Source organism: Haloarcula sp. DT43 (assembly GCF_037078405.1).
GTDB lineage: Archaea > Halobacteriota > Halobacteria > Halobacteriales > Haloarculaceae > Haloarcula > Haloarcula brevis.
In genome coordinates this window covers 45,263-64,593 of sequence record NZ_JAYMGZ010000001.1, presented here as the reverse complement: position 1 = coordinate 64,593, position 19,331 = coordinate 45,263, and the positions used below count along the sequence as shown (strand labels likewise).

The window sequence follows — 19,331 nt, the reverse complement described above, 5'->3', positions numbered from 1 at the left end:
TATACGTACAGGGGGTATATGTATAAGGCTTCCGAGAGTTACAGTACCACGACCGTGTGGGTGTGAACACGACTCACCCCGGTCCTCCGTGTTCGGTGGCCGCCCACACCTGGCGACAGGAAAGGTTTAGGCCGCCTCGTCCGTTGCCTTCTCGCGTGTACCCCGCGCGGATTACCGACGAGTTCCCGGCCCCGTCCTACCGGGGCAACCAGAAGCAGGCCCTGGCTGACATCCGTGCGGCCTTCGAGCGCGGCAAGGACGTGGTGCTCGTCCGCGCGCCGACCGGCAGCGGCAAATCGCTGCTCGCCCGTGCCATCGCCGGGTGTGCCCGGACCGCCGGCGAGGCCGCCCCCGAGCAGGTCGTCGACGCCTACTACACGACGCCGCAGGTCTCGCAACTGGACGACGTGGCCGAGGACGCCCTGCTCGAAGACCTCTGTGTCATCCGCGGGAAGAACAACTACGACTGCATCCTCCCCGGCGAGACGGACACGCCGGTGAACCAGGCCCCGTGCGTGCGCGAACGGCAGTTCGACTGCCAGGTCAAGCACCGCTGTCCGTACTTCTCCGACCGCGCCATCGCCTCGAACCGCCGCATCGCCGCGATGACGCTGGCGTACTTCATGCAGACCGCCGGCAGCGACGTGTTCGGCAAGCGCGACGTGGTGGTCATCGACGAGGCCCACGGGCTGGGCGAGTGGGCGGAGATGTACGCCACCATCGACCTCTCGCCCGAGACCATCCCGATGTGGAACGACGTCGACGTGCCCGACATCGACGGGTTAGACGAGGCCGTCGCGTTCACCGAGCGCGTCGAACACCTCGCCGAGCGCCGCGTGAAGGAACTGCGGAACCAGGCGGAACTGACCGGCGACGAGGTGGCCGAACGCGACTCGCTGAACACGCTCCGGCAGGACCTCGGGTGGTTCCGCGAGGACTACACGGACACCGAGAGCGCGACCACCTGGGTCGTCGACCAGTCCGACGGCGAGAACGCCCCGGTGACTATCAAGCCGATGAACCCCGAGCGGTACCTCAAACACACCGTCTGGGACCGGGGCAACCGCTTCGCCCTGCTGTCGGCGACCATCCTCAACAAGGAGGCGTTCTGTGCCAACGTCGGCCTCGACCCCGAGAACGTCGCGCTCGTCGAAGTGGGCCACACCTTCCCCGTCGAGAACCGGCCGCTGTACGACGTGGCCCAGGGGAAGATGACCTTCGAGCACCGCGACGACACGCTGCCCGACATCGCCAGGACCATCGTGCGCATCATGGCCCGCCACGCCGACGAGAAGGGCCTGGTCCACTGCCACTCCTACGCCATTCAGGAGCGACTGAACGAACTCCTGGACGACTTCGGCGTCGGTGCCCGCGTCCGCACACACGACAAGGAGGGTCGGGACGGGGCGCTCGCGGCCTGGAAGCGTAGCGACAACCCCGACGTGTTCCTCTCGGTGAAGATGGAGGAGGCCCTGGACCTGGAGGGGGACCTCTGTCGCTGGCAGGTGCTGTGCAAGGCCCCGTACCCCAACACCCGCGACTCCCGCGTCGCCCGACGGCTCGAAGACGACCAGTGGGGCTGGTACTACCGGACCGCGCTGCGGACGGTCATCCAGGCCTGTGGCCGCGTCGTCCGCGCGCCCGACGACTACGGCGCGACGTACCTCGCGGACTCGTCGCTCCTTGACCTCTTCGAGCGGGCCGACCACGACATGCCCGACTGGTTCCGAGCCCAGGTCGACCGCCTCTCTCAGCCTGCCCTGCCGCGGTTCTCGCCGGACCGGGCGCTGTCGGCGCTCAGTTCCGGGACGAAACGCCGTCACGACCGCTCGCGCTCGCGGTCCGGGGACGGCACCCACCCGCTGTCGGACGTGTGGGACTAGAAGAAGGCGAAGGCTAACCCGTAGACCACCGACGACCCGACCATCAGGCCGACGAGAATGATGGCGATAAGCTGCTGTCTATCCATGGTTCCCCTTGACCACTGGCGTAATTAGGCGTTACGACCGCCCGTCCGACGTTCCACGTTACGGACGCCCTACTCCACCCGAGCGTCGACGACGACGTGGGCGACGCCCTCACTGTACTCCTTGACGCGCCGGGTGTCGAGCACCTCGATGTCCCGGTCGGCCTCGGCGGCGGCCGTCTCCAGGCGCTCGATTGGGCGGTCGAACACGAGCGCGTCCGGCGTGGCCTCGTGCATGTGGAGGACGCCGCCCGGCGCGAGCGCGTCGAGCGCGCTGTCGAGGTACTCGTGCGAAGCGTCGGGCGGAGCCCGACTGTCCGCTGCGCGCGGCGCGGAAGCCTCGTAGTAGCCCATCACCACGCGGTCGGCGCGCCCCTCCTCGGCGAAGCCCGGCACAACGTCCCGGCAGTCGGCGCGGTAGGCGTGGACCCGCTCGTCGACACCGTTGAGCCTGACGTTCTCGACGAGATAGCGAAACGCCGTGGGGTTGCGCTCGACGGCGGTGACGCGGGCCCCGGCACGGGCCATCGGGAGCGTGAAGTAGCCGATGCCGGCGAACATGTCGAGGACGCGCTCCTCGGGTGCGACGATTTCGCCCATTCGCGCCCGCTCGGCCTTGTTCCCGGGCGAGAACATCACTTTCGCGAGGTCCATCGCGTAGCGCGTGCCGTGCTCGGTGTGGACCGTCTCGGTGTCACCGTCGCCGGCGATGACCTCGACGCTGGGTTCGCGGTGCTCGCCGGAGATGCCGTGGCGGGCCAGCACCGTCTCGGCCTCGCCGTGGAGCGCGAGCAGCGCTTCGCCGACCTCTCCGGGCCGCGGGCTGTCGCCCACGTCCACCAGCACGACCGAGCCGAGCACCGCCCACGACCCCGGGGCGGCGGCGATTTCCGCGTCGGTCCAGCCGCGCTCCCGGAGGTGGTCGTCGAGCGTCCGCAGCCGCGGCTCGCCGACCTGCCGGACGACCTCTCGGAACTGGGTCTCCTGTGGCGGGGCGGTCACCGGGATGGCGACGCTGTCCTCGCTCCACTCGGTGACACTTCTGGCGTCGTCGTAGACGCCCTCGGCTCGCAGGGACTCGATAGCGACCTGTGAGCGGGGTTTGTGGACGACGACGGACAACTGCTGGTCGGTCGTCGCCTCCGCCTCGTCACTCATCGGTCTCCGCGCCGTCGGTATCTGGGAGGACGTGCAACCCCGCATGACTCTTCAGCACCGGTACCTCGTCGGCGTCGGTGTCGAGGTAGTCCGGCCGCGGGACGGTCTTGCTCTCGAAGGTCTCGGGGTCGAGCACCTGGACGGCGTTGTCGTCCTCGACGGCGACGAGCGTCGTCGGCACGGCGTCCTCGCGGACCCCCAGACGGCGGGCGTCGGGCGTCTCGCCGTCCTCGAAACTCGCCTCGTAGTCCGCGCCGGTCGCCAGCCGGACCCCCTTGAGGTTCCCCTGGACCGAACGGACCAGGACCGGCCCGTCGCCGTCCTCCGGGTCGATGATTTCGCCCTGCCGGTAGCGGGGCAGGCGGACGGCGTAGGTCATCCGGTACAGCTCCTGGCCGTCCTCGTCCTCCGAGATGAGACGCCGTGAGTCGGAGTAGGAGCCGCCGAGCTGGGCAGTGATGCGCTTGGCGATGCCCAGCCCCATCTGGTTCGTCGATATCTTCATGTCCAGTCCGTCGTCGACGGTCTTGGTCTCGGTGATGAAGGCGTTGCGGTCGCCGGTCTCCTCGCGGGCGGCGATGTACTCCTGGGCGATTTCCTCAGCACGCTCTCGCTCCTCGTCGGTCGGGTCGCGTCCGTCGGCCCGCACCTGGACGATGCTGGCGAAGGAGCCGCCGGCGATTTTCCCGCAGCGCTTGCACGTCTGTCGGGAGATGCGGACCGGCACGGCAACTTCCTCGGTGACCGGCGTCCCGCGGATGACGCCGGAGAACTCGGCGTGCATCCGGATGTTGTTCTTGTCGAGTTGCTCGGGGGCGACCTGCCAGGCGACCGACTGGGCGTCGACGTGGATGCCCAGCGCCTCGCTGACCTGCTCGACGGCGATGTCGGTGTAGTCCTCCGCCCCGATGTCGACCCAGCGGTTCCCCTTGTGGACCGCGCCACACCGCGAACAGACTCGCACCTGGATGGTGTCGGGGGCGTCCACCAGGTCGAACTCCTCGAAGTAGCAGGCGTCACAGAGGACGTGCTCGGAGTTGCGCTGGCCGCCGGCACCCGAAAGCTCCGGGCGCTCGTCGGTGCCCTCCGGTATCTCGTCACCGCAGCGTGGACAGAACTCTCCCGACCGGCTCATTACCGGACCTACTGTACTGAACTGTTTAAGCCGTGTGTTCCCGCCCGCCTCGCCCGTGTGGTGTTTTCGCACGATAGCGAGGTTTTAGAGTGTCGACCGTCTACCATGGGGTATGGAATGGCAAACGGACTGGGGGCTCCGTGGCCGGATGGCCCTGACGATGTTCCTGCTGTTCGCGCTGTACATCATCTTCGTGGCTGTCCTCAGTCAGTTCGGTCCCGGCTTCCAGATAAGTATCTTCTTCATGGCGCTGTTTCTCGGCGCGCAGTTCTTCTTCAGCGACAAGCTCGCGCTCTACTCGATGGGGGCCCGGACGGTCGAACCGGAGGAGTACCCGGAACTCCACCGCACCGTCGACCGCCTGGCCCAGCAGGCCGACCTCCCGAAACCGAAGGTCGCCGTCGCCGACTCACGGGTCCCCAACGCCTTCGCCACCGGCCGGTCGAAGAGCAGTTCGGCCGTCTGCGTGACGACCGGCATCATGAACACGCTCGACCAGGAGGAACTGGAGGGCGTGCTGGCCCACGAACTGGCCCACATCAAGAACCGCGACGTGATGGTGATGACCATCGCGTCGTTCCTCTCGACCATCGCCTTCCTCATCGTCCGCTGGGGCTGGCTGTTCAGCGGCGGCCGCGAACGGGGCGGCCAGCAGGTCCCGGTCATCGTCGCCATCCTCGTCTCGCTGGCCGTCTGGGTCGTCTCGTTCCTGCTCATCCGTGCGCTCAGCCGTTACCGCGAGTACGCCGCCGACCGCGGCGGCGCGATGATTACCGGCAAGCCCTCGGCGCTGGCGAACGCGCTGATGAAAATCGACGGCCGGATGGACAAGGTCCCGAAAGAGGACATGCGCGACCAGGCGGAGATGAACGCCTTCTTCATCATCCCCATCAGGGTCGGCTGGATAGGCCGTCTGGCCAGCACCCACCCCTCGACCGAGAAGCGCATCGACCGCCTGCAGGACCTCGAACGCGAACTCGAAGGCCGCTAATCGTCGGTTTTTCTGCCGCTCGTCGCTGCAGTTGCGTCTCTTCTCGTGGTACCGACTGCACAGTGCCAGAAAGCCCCCGTGCTCTCGGCTCCCGCGGCTTGCTGCGCTCCGGTAAGTGCTCGCTACGCCGGGGTTCGCCGAGAGCACGGCCCCTTTCAGTCCCACCCAGCCTTGATTGACCAATCGGCTACGGGCCGGCCTTTCTGGCTGGTAGACTACTCGGTACCGTACTCAAACACCCACTCGCCGAGACGCAAACCACCTTGGTCTCCGGCCCGTAGGGGTCGGCATATGGGACTGCTCGACGGACTCAAGAGCGTCCTCGGGGTGAAAGCCGAGGCCGACGCGACGCGGGACGCCGACCCGGAGGACCTGTTCGGGATGAGTACCGCTTACATCACGATGGAGGCCGACCTGGGGTACGAGTCGACCGGCGAGGCGGCGCTGTGTTTCGCCGACGTGGACAGCACGGACTTCCAGGACGCAGTCGACGAGGTCGAGTCCATCCTCGACGCCGGGATGGTCGAGACGGGCACGCGAGCGACCTTCGAGACCGACGACCACGGCTACCAGTGGGTCGTCCTCCACGACGACGACTTCGAGGACCTGCTCACGTCCATCCACTTCGCGGCGGACACGCTCGTCGAGCGCCGGTACGGGTCGCGCCTGCTCGCGGCCCTGTTCGCGTTCGAGCACGCGCGCGACGACCGCACCGTCTACTGGGTCTACTCCTTCCGACGGGGCGCGTACTACCCGTTCGCGCCGGACCCCCACGACAGCCACGAGCGGGACACCGCCGCGGAGTTCAAACTGGACAGCAACCTCAGCGACGAGATTACCGTCGAGGACGACAAGGAGTACTGGTACCCGCTGTGGCCCGACCGGCCCGGCTACCACCCCTGGGAGTAGGACGGCAGACTGCGGCGTCACTGTCGCCGACCACGTCCGGTCGCCCGGCCTGACGCCTTCCGGACTCTTTCCCTTTCACATCTAAAACTCCCGATTCCGTCCTGAACCACCCCGCTTCCGTCCAGCACTTTCACTTTCACTCTGGTGTTAACGAGGCTTTATACCCCCGGACGCACAAGGCACATCTATGTCCGCAAGCGAGGACCTCGAGGAGCTGCCGGGTGTCGGTCCGGCGACAGCAGAGAAACTCGAAGAGAACGGCTACGACTCCTACCAGGGGATTGCGGTCGCCTCCCCCGGCGAACTGTCGAACACGGCCGACATCGGCGAGTCGTCGGCGGCCGACATCATCAACGCCGCCCGCGAAGCGGCCGACATCGGCGGCTTCGAGACCGGCTCGACGGTGCTGGAGCGCCGCGAGCAAATCGGGAAGCTCTCCTGGGGTGTCGACGAGGTCGACGACCTGCTGGGTGGTGGCGTCGAGACCCAGTCCATCACCGAGGTGTACGGCGAGTTCGGGGCCGGCAAGTCCCAGGTGACCCACCAGCTCGCCGTCAACGTCCAGCTCCCCGCCGAACACGGCGGTCTGGAGGGCAGCGCCATCTTCGTCGACTCCGAGGACACGTTCCGGCCCGAACGTATCGAACAGATGGTCAAGGGTCTCGCCGACGAGGTACTGGCCGACACGCTGGTCCTCCACGGCGTCGTCGAGGAGGAAGCCGACGCCGACCCGACCGACGAGGACCAGCTCGACGCCCTCGTCTCCTCCGTGCTGGAGAAAATCCACGTCGCCAAGGCGTTCAACTCCAACCACCAGATTCTCCTGGCGGAGAAGGCCCAGGAAATCGCCAGCGAGAGCCAGGACGAGGAGTTCCCCGTCCGCCTGCTCGCCGTCGACTCGCTGACCGCCCACTTCCGCGCCGAGTACGTCGGCCGTGGCGAACTCGCCGACCGCCAGCAGAAGCTCAACAAGCACCTCCACGACCTGATGCGGGTCGGCGACCTCAACAACACCGCGGTCGTCGTCACGAACCAGGTCGCCTCCAACCCCGACTCCTTCTTCGGTGACCCGACCCAGCCCATCGGTGGCAACATCCTCGGCCACACCTCCACGTTCCGGATGTACCTCCGCAAGTCCAAAGGGAACAAGCGCATCGTCAAGCTCGTCGACGCGCCCAACCTCCCGGACGGCGAGGGCGTCATGCGCGTCGAAGAGGACGGACTGTTGAACGAGTGACTTGATTTTGAAGAGACACTTTTGTCGCTTGGCGTCGTACGTGACGCTGTGACAGATGGGTCGTCGGTCCGGCGCACTCTCTCGGAGGCGGTCTTCGACGAGCACCCGGACCAGATTGCCGTCATTGACACCGACGGCGTCATCCGGGCCACGAACCGGGCCTGGGAGACGTTCGGTGCCGAGAACGGCGCTGCGATAGCGACAGACATGGTCGGCGATAACTATCTGGCGGCCTGCCGAGACGGAGACGACGACATCGGGGCGCGGGCGGCAGATGGTATCGAAGCCGTCATTGACGGCACGAAGTCCACGTTCACGGTCGAGTACCCGTGTCACTCTCCGACAGAGCAACGCTGGTTCACGATGCACGCTCAACCGTTTACGGTCGCGGAGGAGTCGTTCGTCCTCATCGACCACGCCGACATCACCGACCGATACCAGGCGGAGCAGGCCGTCGCCGAACGAAACGAACTGCTCGAACTCGTCGCGGGCGTCCTCAGCCACGACCTGCGCAGTCCGCTGTCGGTCGCCCTGGCCCACATCGAACTCATCGAGAGCGACGGGGCTCACGCCGACACCGTCCGGGGCTCGCTCGAACGGATGGGCGATATCATCGAGGACGCGCTCCTCATCGCCCGCGAGAAAGACCTCGGCCCACTCGACACAGTAGCTCTGGACAGCGCCGCACAGAATGCGTGGGCTCACGTCTCGACTGGCGACGCGACACTGACCGTCGACACCGCGGCGTCGATTGCAGCCGACGCGAGCCTGCTCTCCCAACTGCTCGAGAACCTGTTTCGCAACAGTGTGGAGCACGGCTCCGGGGACGACCAGCCGCCGTCAACCGACGCCGGGGCGGTCGCGGTCACGGTCACGGCCCGCGACGACGGATTCGCCGTGACCGACGACGGTCCCGGCATCCCGCCCGACCGCCGCGAGCAGGTGTTCGACGCCGGATTCACGACCAGCACCCAGGGAACTGGGACGGGGCTGGGGCTGCTCATCGTCAGGGAGATCGCCAGAGCTCACGGCTGGTCCGTCCGCGCCACCGACGCCCCCGGCGGCGGTGCCATGGTCGTCGTCTCCGGTGCGAGCATGTCAGAGTGAGGCTCTGTTTCTGGAGCCGCGAACCCACTCCCGCCGAGTCCCAGCCCTGTCCGGGCGATTTCTCGGCACCCGTGTGGACTGGTCCCGCGACCCGAACCCCCTCGTTTCAGGTCGAACCCGCTCCCGTCCGGCGTCTTGCGTTCGTCTGACGGACCGGAGTGAATGTGAAACTTCATCACCCTAACCGCCGGACAGCGATACATCTCCTGTCGAAACAGAGGGGTAAGAGACGGGAACCGACAGACGGCTATCCGGTCGCCGCTGATTTCCGGGGGTCAGTTCTCGACTGGAGATTTCGGGTCCATCTGTCAGTGCTCGACCGCCGACGACGACGCCGTACTGGAACGCAAAACTCAGTTTGTGTAGCGGAATCAGTCGCCCGCCTGGTCTGCCGGGGACTGTGCGTCGGCGCTACAACGCCTCGCCGTCAGTCCCCGGCAGATTTCATGCCGGTCTCTTCGAGGTCCGCACCGCCGACCGACGAGCGCAGGGCGTCCATCCCGTCGTCGCGGTCGATGCCGAAGTTGTCTCGGTACAGGTCCTGCACGCGGTCGTACTCGTCGTCGCTGAGCGGCGGCGTGTCGGGCGCGCCGGCCCACTCGTCGATGTCGGCGTTGGTCCGGAACGTCGGGGTGACCGACGCCACCTCGTCGTTGTACAGCAGCCACTGGATGGCGGCCTGGCCCATCGTCCGCGCGCCGTCCCGTTCCAGGAAGCGGATTTCCTCGACCTTCTCCCAGCCGGTCTCGTACCACTCGCTGGGTCGGTGCGAGCGGTGGTCGCCCTTCCCGAGTTCCGTCTCGGGGGTCACCTGCTCGTTCAACAGGCCCGAGGAGTGGGGGACGCGGGCGAGAACCGACGTGTCGGCGTTCTGCTCGCGGATGGTGTCGATGAAGTGCTGGCCGGGAGTCTGCTCGAAGAGGTTGAACACGGTCTGGAGCGCGTCGAACTCGTTGGCGACGGCGGCGTCGCCCTCGGCGAGCCAGCCGATGGAGGGGCCAAGCGCCCAGCCGATGGCCTCGACTTTGCCTTCCTCGCGGAGTTCGTCCAGCGCCTCCAGCACGTCCTCGTCGACCTCGTCGACGTTGGCGTTGTGGAGCATCAGGAGTTCGACGTGGTCCATGCCGAGGCGGTCGAGCGAGCGGTCGAAGGCGGTGTGGACCCACTCGGGCGTAACTTTCTTCGGGAGTTCGCCGTGGCCGGCCTGTGGGTTGTTGTAGAAGTCGTAGCCGATTTTCGTCGAGACCGTCACCTCGTCGCGGTGTTCCGCCAGCGCCTCGCCGATTATCTCCTCGCTGTCGCCGTGGCCGTACACGTCGCCGGTGTCGAAGAACGTCACGCCCTCGTCGAGCGCGTGCTGGACCATCTCGACGGCGTCCTCGCGGGTGCGGTCGCCCCACCAGTCCGTGCCGACGACCCAGGCACCGAAGCCGACTTCCGAGACCTCGACGCCGGAGTTTCCGAGTGTCGCGTATTCCATACCCGACGTAGCGGCGCTGTCCACTTAGCCGTCTTGGTTTGCGGTGTCGGACCGCACTCGAACCCGGAGGTCGGGGGTGGCGACGCTCTCCAGCAGTTCAACCCCGCCGTACTCGCGGCGGACCCACCAGTACAGCGCGGCCCCGCCGACGCCGAGCAGCGGGAGGGCGACGAGCCCGCCCTCGGGGCCGAACGCCCCGCCGGTCACGAGCGCGGGACCGGTCGCCTCCGTCGAGAGCAGGGCGACGCCCATCCGGAGGCCGCTGACGGGGAAGCCAAGCACCGCGAGCGCGTAGTTCCAGGCGACGTGGAAGCCGCTGGCGACGCCGAGCCGGCCGGTCAGGACGTAACACGCGCCCAGCAGGAGGCCGTAGAGGGTGATGTTGGCCACGCTGAGCAGCGACGCGCCGGGGTTCGTCCAGTGGAGGACGCCGAACAGCGCGGCCGTCAGCGCCGTCGCGACGACGACCGCCCGCCGCCTGCCGACCCAGCCGGCCAGTCCCTCGGCCGCGTTCGTCAGCAGGTAGCCGCGGACGAGCACCTCCTCGGCGGTCGCCTGGACGAGGAAGAACGCCCCCAGGACGAGGACGGCGACCGCCGGCCCGAACGCGGTCAGCGGGAGCGGGCCGCTGTCGACGGTCGCGAGGGCGACGCTGACCTCGACGAACCCGACGCTCAACTCGGCGAGCAGGACCAGCGCGGGAAGCCCCGCCCCGAGCGCGAGGCCGAAGGCCGCGTCGCGCCACCACTGGCGGTCGAGCCCCAGCCCGTAGTCGGCGAGCGTCCGCCGGTCGAGCAGGTAGCCGATGCCGACGGCGAGGGCGGTCCCGCCGGCGAAGAGCGCAATCTGGCGCGCGACGGCGACCGCCGGGGTCGCGCGGCCCGCCGACGACGCCAGCGCGACTACCCCGGAGAGCAGGACGAGGCCGAACCCGGCGAGAAACAGCCAGAGCGTGACCCGCCACGGGGCCCGCAGTCGGTGCTCCGTGGGGTTGACGATGTAGCGCCGCACTTCCATGATGAAGTCCGACCTGACCATGTCGTCGCCTTGGCCGGGGACGTCTTAACTGTGGCTTGCTCCGCGTGTTCCGTGGTGTCGTGACACGCGCGTTACTGGATGGGGCCCACGTAACGGAAACCCCTATCTGCCCGCGAGGCCACGTACTCGACATGACGAAGCGTCACGTGTCGCTGCCACCGCTCGCCGAAGAGGGGCTCAGGGCGTTTATCGACGAGGTCGACGAGCGCCTCTCCGGCGACGAGGACACCTGCGACGTCGTCACTGACGTGCTCATCGACCTCCACGGCGACCGGGAGGCCTACGAGCGCTGGCAGGACGGCGCGGATATCTCCCCGGCCGAGCGGGTCCGCCTCCAGGGCTACGACCCCTGCAACACGACCCTCGAAAGCGAGTACTACGCCGAGAAAGACGAGGAGCGGTTCAAACGCTCGAAGCACCTCCAGTGGCTCTGGCGGCAGTTCGACGCGACGCCGATGGCCGACAACGTCGAGTTCGCCCTGCGGTTCCGACGGATGCTCGCCGACCACCTCTTCGAGTCCTGCGGCGAGGGCTGTCGCTTCTTCAAGGGCATCTCCTTCACCTACGGCCACAACATCGAGGTCGGCGACAACGTCGTCGTCCACGACGACGTGCACCTGGACGACCGCGGGAAGCTCACCATCGGCGACCGCGTCTCAATCTCCGACGACACCCACGTCTACAGCCACGACCACGACGCCGTCGACCAGACCCACGTCGACAACTACCACACCATCATCGAGGACGACGTGCGCCTGACCTACGACTCGATGGTCCGGGCCGGCGTGAAGGTCGGGGAAAACGCCATCCTCGCGGCGAAGTCCATCGCCGGCAAGGACATCCCCGCCCACCACATCGCCGCCGGCACGCCGGCGAAGTCCCTGACCGTCAAGGACGGCTGGGAGTCCGTCGCGGACCCCATCGACGGCGCGAACGTCGACCGCCGCGCCGAGCGGCAACTGCCCGTCGACCTGCCCGACGACCTGGAGCCGTTCGACGAGTTCCAGCGCGACCTCTCGCCGCCGGACCGCCAGTAGGCGCGCCGGTACCACGAGCGTAACCGAAACCCTTTCTCCGGAACCGACCAACCTCGGCTATGCGAAGCGTCGCCATCAACGTCGGAGCCAACACGAACGAGCCCGGCTTCCGCGGGCCGCTGTTTCCCGACGGCTCCTTCGAGTACGTCCCGATTCCCGAGTCGAAACCGACCGCCGAGCCGGTGCCGACCTACGCCGACCTCGACCTGCGGACCGACGTCTCCGCGGTGGCCGACCAGCCGGTCCACTTCGACCCGGAGTTCCCCGAGGCCGGCGGCGAGCGCTACACCTACGGCGACGAACACGGCGTGAAGGCCGGTCCGCTCTCGGAGCTGTCGGCCGGCGACTACCTCTTCTTCTACGCGACGCTCTCGACCGTCGGCGACGCGCCGGCCTGGGCCCCGCCGGAGTGGGGTGCGTACGTCGTCGGCCACTTCCGCCTCGCCGGCGACGCGGTGACCGGCGACGAGTACCGCGCCCTCCCGCCAGAGGAGCAGGCCCGGTTCGCCTCGAACGCCCACGTGAAACGTGACCCCTTCGACGCTCGCGTTCTCATTCGCGGCAACGCCGACGACTCGCGGCTGTACGACACCGCCGTGCCGCTGTCGGCCCCGAGCGGCGGCACCGACGCCAACGAACTGGTCACTGACCTGTCGTCGGACTCGGGGAAGGGGCCGTGGTGGCGGCGGCCGATGCGGTTCGACGAGGCCGGCACTGAGCGACTGCTGGACCTGGCCGATAGTCACCCCGGCGCTATCGGCCGCTGACCCAGCCGAATGAGTTATCACCGGTGAAAACAGAAGGTGAAAGCATATGTCCAGACGGACTCAGGTAGCTGATATGCGTCTCTCTAGCGGGGTTCCCGGTTTCGACGAACTCATTCAGGGGGGGTTGCTACCCAACCGCCTCTACGTGGTCAGCGGCCCGCCGGGCAGCGGGAAGACCACCTTCTGTTCACAGTTCATCACGCAGGGCGTCAAGGAGGGCGAGACCTGTCTCTACGTGACGATGCACGAGACGAAATCGGAGCTCATGCAGGACATGGCCGGCTACGACTTCGGCTTCGACCGGGCGATGCAGTCCGACGCCATCCAGTTTCTCAACCTCGTCACCGAGAGCGGCAAACGCACCATCACGCAGTTCGGCAGCGAGGGCGGGCTGACCAACCGCCTCGTCGCCTACATCAGGCAAAACGACATCCAGCGGGTCGTCATCGACTCGACGATGCTGCTCCAGCACTTCATGAACGACGTCGAGGACGAGATTACGGGCTTTCTCTCCGCGCTGAAACAGACCGACGCGACGACGCTGCTCATCTCCGAGATGACCGACCCCTCCTCCTACAGCGACGAGCACTACCTCGCCCACGGGGTCGTCTTCTTCCACAACTTCCTCGAAAACGGGAGCATGACCCGCGGCGTCCAGGTCATCAAGATGCGCGGGACAGCCATCGACTGTGACATCCGCGAAATCTCCTTCTCCGACGCCGGCCTGCAGGTCCACGCCGACCGGAAAGTGGAGACATGAGCCGCTACGAGCGCGAATTCGGGACCGACTGGGAGACTCTCGACAAGGACGAGGCCACGGACCGGGCTTACGCCATCGGGGTCGCCGAGCGCCTCGGGGAGTTCAACCGGGAAGAACTGGAGGCCATCTACGCCGAGATGAACTCCGCGTACCACAAGAGCATGGTCGAACTCGCGTACGACGAGGGGCGCAACGAAGCGAAGGAAGCGGCGGAGGGGTCCAGCGCCGACCGGGACGCCGTCTGGGCAGACCTCGTCACCGGCGAGAAGACCCACATCGACGAGGATGACGTGCCGACCGGCGGACGCGACGGCCTGCCTTCGGCGCTGGACCCATCCGAACTACTCGACAAGCAGTCCATCGACAGCACCGACGCCGTCGACAGGCCGGACTTCCTCGACCGGTAGCGCTCGCGCCCGCACACTCGCCAGCGACGGCGCTGTCGCTCGCGGGGACAGAAACGAACGGACGGAAACTCCGTCCGGAGCTGGGGCGACCGCGACGAGCGGTCGGTGCCGCACAGCGGCTGACCGCGTCAGAAGGAGACTTCCTCGGGACCGTCCTCGCCCATGCAGATCGGGTCGCGGTCGGAGTAGCCCTTCCGGCCGATTGCCTTGCTCGAAACGCCGGAAAACGCCGCGAACTCGGCGTCTTCCGCGCTCTCGAAGGTCTCCGGGGCCGACCGGCTCAGCGCGTCGCCCAGCCGCTCGGTGCCGTTCGGGAGCTCCAGTTCCATGTCACCGTCGCTCTCGATGATTTCCTCGGCGGAAATCGGGTAGTCGTACGATTGGAAAGCGTCCGTCGCGTTGCTTAGCATTCGCATATCCGACGAAAGTTCATGGTCGTTAATAAACCTTCACTATAGATAATCATAATGTCCCTTAATGCGTATAAGGCACTCACGTGGCGTGGACACACGCCACGTGGTTCCGGCAGAAGCGGCTTCCCGCTGGGGGTCGTGCGAACGGTATGGTCGTCGCTGACTTGCACGTACACACGACCCGCTCCGACGGGACGCTCTCCCTGGACGAGGTCCCGGCCGCCGCGAAACAAGCGGGCGTCGAAGTCGTCGCCGTTACGGACCACGACCGTCTCCAGCCAGATCTCGACCGCCCTGTCACCGAGCGCGACGGCGTGACGCTACTCCACGGTATCGAACTCCGCGTCGAGACCAGCACCCAGCGGCTGGACCTGCTGGGCTACGGTGTCGACCCGACCGACGAACTCCGGGCCGAGTGCGACCGCATCCAGCGGAACCGCCGCGAGCGTGGGGCGCGCATCATCGACTGCGTCGAGGACCGCCTGGGCGTGTCGCTGCCCGTCGAACCGCGCGACGGCCTGGGGCGTCCCCACATCGCCAGCGCCATCGCCGAGGTGTCCGATCACACCTTCCAGTCCGCGTTCGACGAACTCATCGGCGGCAACTGTCCCTGCTACGTCGCCCGGGAGGTCCCGTCGTTCGAGCGGGGCCGGGCGGTGCTCTCGGAGGCGTGCGGGCTGGTCGGTCTCGCGCACCCGTTTCGCTACCCGGACACCGCGGCCGCGCTGTCGACGTGTGACTCGCTCGACGCCGTCGAGCGGTGGTACCCCTACGGCCGCGCCGTCGACGACGGCCTCGTCGACGACGCTATCGAGCGATACGCCCTCGTTCCGACGGGCGGCAGCGACGCCCACGGCGAGACGCTGGGCGACACTGGCCTCGACGGGGCCGCCTGGGACCGCGTCCGGACGGCCCTCGGCGTCTGACGACCGGCAGACGGAACCCGAGGGTTCAATGTCGTCCGGGACTTCCCTTCGAGTATGCAGTGTCACTACTGCGACCGTGAAGCCGACATCGCCGTTGAGAACGACGGCGTCAAGGTCGGCGTCTGCAAGACGCACTTCCGTGAACAGATGGCGGAACTGGAGGACGCCGACTGGCTCGAAGACCTCGACGAGGAACTCGATATCGACCGACGCGAGTGACCGACGCCGTCTCTCCTTCTGTGCCGGCGGTACGGCTGTCGGCGGCCTGACTAACTGTTAAGGACTGGCCGACTCTACGTGGCAACTATGGAGAAAGTCAGCGTCGACGCCGTCGAATCGCGGATGGGGCCGGCGTCGGTCAAGCGGGCCCTCGCCGGGCCGCTCGGCACCGACGCCATCGCGGTGAACTACTACGAACTAGCCCCCGGCGAGTCCTTCGCCTTCGGTTACCACCGCCACCCGGACCAGGAGGAGGTGTTCTTCGTCCAGTCGGGCACGGCGACGTTCGAGACCGAGGACGGCGACGTACGCGTCGGGGCCGGCGAGGCCGTCCGCTTCGCCCCCGGCGAGTGGCAACGCGGCCACAACGAGGGCGACGAGCGCGTCGTCGCGCTCGCGCTCGGCGCGCCACAGTCGATGGGCGACACCGACATGCTCCGGCACTGCGAGAACTGTGGCGGCCGCACGCACAACTACGTCGAGATGACGGACGACCGGGACGCGCTGGTGACTCGCTGCGAGGAATGCGACAGCGAGACCGGGCGGTTCACCTGACGCCGCGGCGGCTCAGTCGTCGGCCGCGGCGGAGCCGGTCGCGTCGCCCGTGCGACGCGCGGCGAAGGCGGTGAAGTTGTCGAACAGCTGTTTCGCCTCACAGGCCGCGCGGTAGTTCTCCTCGGTGACGCCGTCGAGCACTGCCTCGATGCGCTCCTCGGAGAGCTGGTCGTCCTTGCCTTTGGTCACCGTCTCGGCCGTCTCGGGGTCGTACTCGGGGTGGAACTGCACCGAGAACACGGGGCCTTTCCGGAACCCGTGGACGCCGTAGTCGTTCTCGGCGAACCGCGTCGCGCCCGGCGGCAACTCGGTGACGCGGTCGGAGTGTGTCGTGAAGACGGTGAACGACTCGTCGACGCCGGCGAGCAGTTCGTTCTCGCCGTCGTGTTCGACGGTTCGGTAGCCGATTTCGTACTCGTCCATCGGCTCGACGGTGCCGCCCAGCGCGTGGGCGAGCAACTGGTGGCCGAAACACACGCCCAGGAACGCGATGTCGCGGTCGATGGCCTCCCCGACCCAGGATTCGAGGTCCCGAATCCAGGGCTCGTCCCAGTAGACCGACGCGCGGCTGCCCGTGACCAGACAGCCGTCGAACGCGAAGGTGTCGGGCAGTTCGCGCTCGGTCACGTCGTATTCCACGAGGTCGGCGTCGAGTTCACGCCGGAAGTTCCGGCGGTTGTCGTCGCCGTCGTGGGCCGCGTTCAGCAGGGCGATTCGTGGCCTCATTATCGACACGAAGCGTCTCAACTCGTAAAAACATAGCACCGACGGCAGTGATTGCCGCTCACGGTGACAGCGCCGGGGGCTCTCGACGCGGCGACTACGCCGTCACGTGACGGCGGCACGGCGGCTACTCGTCCACAGAACGCTCAGAAACACCTCTCCTCGCGGCCGTCGCCGATCTCTCGCGTTACGCTCGGTCCGCTTCAGGGTTGTGCGTGCGCCGATAGGAGCCGACCATCTTCCACAGCGTGTCGTTGAAGTCGTCCTCGCTGGCTTCGCTCTCGATTTGCCGGTACAGGTTCTCCGAGACTTCGATACGAGGCATCAAGTGTGCATAGGCAGTGGGAGTAAATAAATCTCCGCTGACACGGAATCGAGTAAAAGCTTCAGCGCGGCCCTCTAGGGGCCGTATAACCATCTGGCCCCGAAGGAAACGAACCAGGCCATCCAGACGCAGAAGACGACCAGCCACGCCCCGTACTGGACCGTCGGGTCGGGCACCAGGACGTACGCCGTGACCAGCGACGCGGCGACGCTCGCCGCGGCCGCGGCGTCCCAGCGGTCCAGCGCGGGCGGTGTGGCCATGCGGCTACTGCGAGATGCCGTAGGTGTCGTCCTCCCAGTCGTTGATGCCGGTGTCGTAGACCGCCTGCTCGCGGTCGATGCCGTCGATGCGCTCGCGGTCGACGTCGTCGAGTTCCCAGTCGAACAGGTCGAGGTTCTGCCGGACGTGCTCGGGCGAGGAGGACTTGGGCAGCACCACCACGCCGTTCTCGACTGCCCACTTCAGGACGACCTGGGCCGGTGACTTGTCGTACTGCTCGGCCACGTCCTGGACCACGTCGTCGCCGAACACCTCCGTCCGGGCGAGGGGCGCGGCGGCCTCGACGACGGTGTCGGTGTCGCGGCAGAACTCGACGACCTGGTCCTGGGTGTTCCAGGGGTGGTACTCTATCTGGTTGACGGCGATGGGCACGTCGGCGACGTGCTGGGCAGCCCCCAGCTGGTACGCGCTGAAGTTCGAGACGCCGACGTTGCGGACCTTGCCCTGGTTGTGGAGCGTGGCCATCGCGTCCATCGTCTCCCGAATCGAGGTCGCGGGGTTGGGCCAGTGGACGAGGTACAGGTCGAGGTAGTCGGTGCCGAGGCGGTCCAGCGACGCCTCGCAGGACTCGATGACGGACTCGTAGTCGAGGTGCTTTGGCAGGACCTTCGACGTGAGGAACACGTCGTCGCGGTCGTAGTCGGCCAGCGCCTCGCCGACTTCGGCCTCGTTCTTGTAGCCCTCGGCCGTGTCGACGTGGCCGTAGCCGGCGTCGAGACCGGCGCGGACGGACTCTCGGACGGTGTCGCCGTCGATGTCCCACGTCCCGACACCGGCCATCGGTAGCTCGTCGCCACTCGGAAGCGTCACTGTTGGGGGTGTCACAGTAGATGCCTCACTCGCCGCAGTCAAAACCGTTTCGCGCTCGTCGCGGCGGCCGCGCGGCTCAGTCGGGGTTGGCGACGTCGACCGGCTCGCCGAGGTCCGCGCTCCGGGCCAGTGCGTCGATGGTCCGCATGTTCCCCAGCGTCTCGGCCCGGTCTACGGGCGGCGCGTCGCCGTTTTCGACGGCCTCGGCGAACGCCTCGACCTGCAGCTGGTAGTGGTCGACGGGGTCGAACGTCTCGGTGACCTCGCGCCCGTCGACGCTGTAGGTCAGCGACACCGACTGGTCGTGCTCTGGGCCGAAGCAGTTCGGCGCTTCGAGCCAGCCGTCGTCGGTCTCGACCCGGTAGTAGTCCCGGTCCGGGCCGTCGAACCCGCAGGAGACCGAGGCGACCCGGCCGTCGTCGTACGAGAGGACGCCGCTGAGGTTCGTGTCGACGCCGCTGTCCCACGAGTCCCGCGTGTGAGCGAACGCCCGGTCCGGCTCGCCGAGGAAGCCCCGGGCCGCGCTGACGGCGTAACAGCCCACGTCCATCAGGCTCCCGCCGGCCAGTTCCGGGTCCAGCCGGATGTCGTCGGGGTCGGACAGCGGGAACTTGAACGACGCGTCGACGGTGTGAATCTCGCCCAGTTCGGTCTCGACGATTTCCCTCGCCCGCCGGGTTCGCGGGTGGAACTGATACATGAACGCTTCCATCAGCGCGACGTCTTGGTCGGCACAGTACTCGAAGAGGTCCGCCGCCTCGGCGGCGTCGACCGTCAGCGGCTTCTCACAGAGCACGTCGAGGCCGTGGTCGGCGGCCCGCTGGCTCCACTCGGCGTGGAGCCCGTTCGGGAGCGGGTTGTACACCGCGTCGATGTCCGCCTCGGCGAACATCGTCTCGTAGTCGCCGAAGGCGCTCTCGATACCGAGCGCCTCGGCCGCCTCGTCGGCCCGGTCCCGGGACCGGGAGCTGATTGCCGCGACCGTGTGCTCGGACTTCTGGATGCCCGGAATCACGTCTTCGCGTGCGATTGCCGCCGTCGAGATGACACCAAAGCGCATACCGGTACCCGAACCCCCTCCGATAAACA

The 19,331-nt window shown here is 67.3% G+C and carries 22 protein-coding genes; 12 read left to right on the top strand and 10 right to left on the bottom strand.

Going from position 1 to position 19,331, the window contains the following annotated elements:
- The first annotated feature begins 155 nt into the window (after positions 1-155).
- Positions 156-1,883 (top strand): ATP-dependent DNA helicase, encoded by a 1,728-nt coding sequence (locus tag VI123_RS00315; protein ID WP_336336095.1) that lies wholly within the window; start codon positions 156-158, stop codon positions 1,881-1,883.
- A gap of 155 nt (positions 1,884-2,038) precedes the next feature.
- On the opposite strand, the gene VI123_RS00310 is transcribed toward VI123_RS00315, so the two are convergent.
- Together VI123_RS00310 and VI123_RS00305 are read right to left on the bottom strand one after the other, a co-directional pair.
- Positions 2,039-3,124, bottom strand: coding sequence for a class I SAM-dependent methyltransferase (locus tag VI123_RS00310; RefSeq protein ID WP_336336094.1), 1,086 nt, complete (start codon positions 3,122-3,124; stop codon positions 2,039-2,041).
- Entirely contained in the window at positions 3,117-4,259 is a 1,143-nt protein-coding gene (locus VI123_RS00305) for a 60S ribosomal export protein NMD3 (RefSeq protein WP_336336093.1), read from the bottom strand. The genes VI123_RS00310 and VI123_RS00305 overlap by 8 nt, the downstream gene beginning before the upstream one ends.
- Before the next feature lie 112 nt (positions 4,260-4,371).
- On the opposite strand from VI123_RS00305, the gene htpX reads away from it, so the two are divergent.
- From htpX to VI123_RS00285, 4 genes are all read left to right on the top strand, one after another.
- Positions 4,372-5,250 carry a zinc metalloprotease HtpX gene (gene htpX / locus VI123_RS00300; RefSeq protein WP_336336092.1) on the top strand — a complete coding sequence of 293 codons (879 nt, stop codon included), beginning with the start codon at positions 4,372-4,374 and terminating at the stop codon, positions 5,248-5,250.
- Positions 5,251-5,541: 291 nt separating this feature from the next.
- On the top strand, positions 5,542-6,159 hold the full coding sequence (gene pspAB / locus VI123_RS00295; RefSeq protein WP_336336091.1) for a PspA-associated protein PspAB: 618 nt from the start codon (positions 5,542-5,544) through the stop codon (positions 6,157-6,159).
- A 187-nt stretch (positions 6,160-6,346) separates the two neighbouring features.
- Positions 6,347-7,396 (top strand): DNA repair and recombination protein RadA, encoded by a 1,050-nt coding sequence (gene radA / locus VI123_RS00290; RefSeq protein WP_336336090.1) that lies wholly within the window; start codon positions 6,347-6,349, stop codon positions 7,394-7,396.
- Positions 7,397-7,444: 48 nt separating this feature from the next.
- Complete coding sequence (locus VI123_RS00285) at positions 7,445-8,503, top strand: PAS domain-containing sensor histidine kinase (protein WP_336336089.1); 1,059 nt, start codon at positions 7,445-7,447, stop codon at positions 8,501-8,503.
- Positions 8,504-8,930: 427 nt separating this feature from the next.
- On the opposite strand, the gene VI123_RS00280 is transcribed toward VI123_RS00285, so the two are convergent.
- Entirely contained in the window at positions 8,931-9,983 is a 1,053-nt protein-coding gene (locus tag VI123_RS00280) for an aldo/keto reductase (protein WP_336336088.1), read from the bottom strand.
- Between the two features lie 24 nt (positions 9,984-10,007).
- Complete coding sequence (locus VI123_RS00275) at positions 10,008-11,021, bottom strand: CPBP family intramembrane glutamic endopeptidase (RefSeq protein WP_336336087.1); 1,014 nt, start codon at positions 11,019-11,021, stop codon at positions 10,008-10,010.
- Between the two features lie 131 nt (positions 11,022-11,152).
- Here VI123_RS00275 and VI123_RS00270 point away from each other — a divergent pair, with 131 nt between their 5' ends.
- The 4 genes from VI123_RS00270 to VI123_RS00255 all read left to right on the top strand — a co-directional run bounded on the left by VI123_RS00270 (position 11,153) and on the right by VI123_RS00255 (position 13,992).
- Positions 11,153-12,058 carry an acyltransferase gene (locus tag VI123_RS00270; protein WP_336336086.1) on the top strand — a complete coding sequence of 302 codons (906 nt, stop codon included), beginning with the start codon at positions 11,153-11,155 and terminating at the stop codon, positions 12,056-12,058.
- Between the two features lie 59 nt (positions 12,059-12,117).
- Entirely contained in the window at positions 12,118-12,825 is a 708-nt protein-coding gene (locus tag VI123_RS00265) for an Nmad3 family putative nucleotide modification protein (RefSeq protein ID WP_336336085.1), read from the top strand.
- 73 nt (positions 12,826-12,898) lie between these two features.
- Positions 12,899-13,585, top strand: a complete 687-nt coding sequence (locus tag VI123_RS00260; protein WP_336336084.1) for an RAD55 family ATPase — start codon at positions 12,899-12,901, stop codon at positions 13,583-13,585.
- Positions 13,582-13,992, top strand: a complete 411-nt coding sequence (locus VI123_RS00255) for a hypothetical protein (RefSeq protein ID WP_336336083.1) — start codon at positions 13,582-13,584, stop codon at positions 13,990-13,992. The genes VI123_RS00260 and VI123_RS00255 overlap by 4 nt, the downstream gene beginning before the upstream one ends.
- A gap of 128 nt (positions 13,993-14,120) precedes the next feature.
- On the opposite strand, the gene VI123_RS00250 is transcribed toward VI123_RS00255, so the two are convergent.
- Positions 14,121-14,408, bottom strand: coding sequence for a DUF5789 family protein (locus VI123_RS00250; protein WP_336336082.1), 288 nt, complete (start codon positions 14,406-14,408; stop codon positions 14,121-14,123).
- Positions 14,409-14,554: 146 nt separating this feature from the next.
- Between VI123_RS00250 and VI123_RS00245 the strand changes: the two genes are divergently transcribed.
- From VI123_RS00245 to VI123_RS00235, 3 genes are all read left to right on the top strand, one after another.
- Positions 14,555-15,331: a PHP domain-containing protein gene (locus VI123_RS00245; RefSeq protein ID WP_336336081.1), complete on the top strand. Its 777-nt coding sequence runs from the start codon at positions 14,555-14,557 to the stop codon at positions 15,329-15,331.
- A gap of 54 nt (positions 15,332-15,385) precedes the next feature.
- Positions 15,386-15,550, top strand: coding sequence for a DUF6757 family protein (locus VI123_RS00240; protein WP_004516452.1), 165 nt, complete (start codon positions 15,386-15,388; stop codon positions 15,548-15,550).
- An 87-nt stretch (positions 15,551-15,637) separates the two neighbouring features.
- Positions 15,638-16,105, top strand: a complete 468-nt coding sequence (locus VI123_RS00235; RefSeq protein ID WP_336336080.1) for a cupin domain-containing protein — start codon at positions 15,638-15,640, stop codon at positions 16,103-16,105.
- 12 nt (positions 16,106-16,117) lie between these two features.
- Here VI123_RS00235 and VI123_RS00230 read toward each other — a convergent pair whose 3' ends face one another.
- From VI123_RS00230 to VI123_RS00210, 5 genes are all read right to left on the bottom strand, one after another.
- Complete coding sequence (locus tag VI123_RS00230) at positions 16,118-16,831, bottom strand: type 1 glutamine amidotransferase (protein ID WP_336336079.1); 714 nt, start codon at positions 16,829-16,831, stop codon at positions 16,118-16,120.
- 184 nt (positions 16,832-17,015) lie between these two features.
- Entirely contained in the window at positions 17,016-17,153 is a 138-nt protein-coding gene (locus VI123_RS00225; RefSeq protein ID WP_336336078.1) for a hypothetical protein, read from the bottom strand.
- Positions 17,154-17,227: 74 nt separating this feature from the next.
- A complete protein-coding gene (locus VI123_RS00220; protein WP_336336077.1) occupies positions 17,228-17,413 on the bottom strand; it encodes a hypothetical protein in 186 nt (61 codons plus the stop codon).
- 4 nt (positions 17,414-17,417) lie between these two features.
- Positions 17,418-18,212 (bottom strand): aldo/keto reductase, encoded by a 795-nt coding sequence (locus tag VI123_RS00215; RefSeq protein ID WP_336337352.1) that lies wholly within the window; start codon positions 18,210-18,212, stop codon positions 17,418-17,420.
- 106 nt (positions 18,213-18,318) lie between these two features.
- Positions 18,319-19,302 (bottom strand): Gfo/Idh/MocA family protein, encoded by a 984-nt coding sequence (locus VI123_RS00210; protein ID WP_336336076.1) that lies wholly within the window; start codon positions 19,300-19,302, stop codon positions 18,319-18,321.
- Positions 19,303-19,331 lie beyond the last annotated feature (29 nt).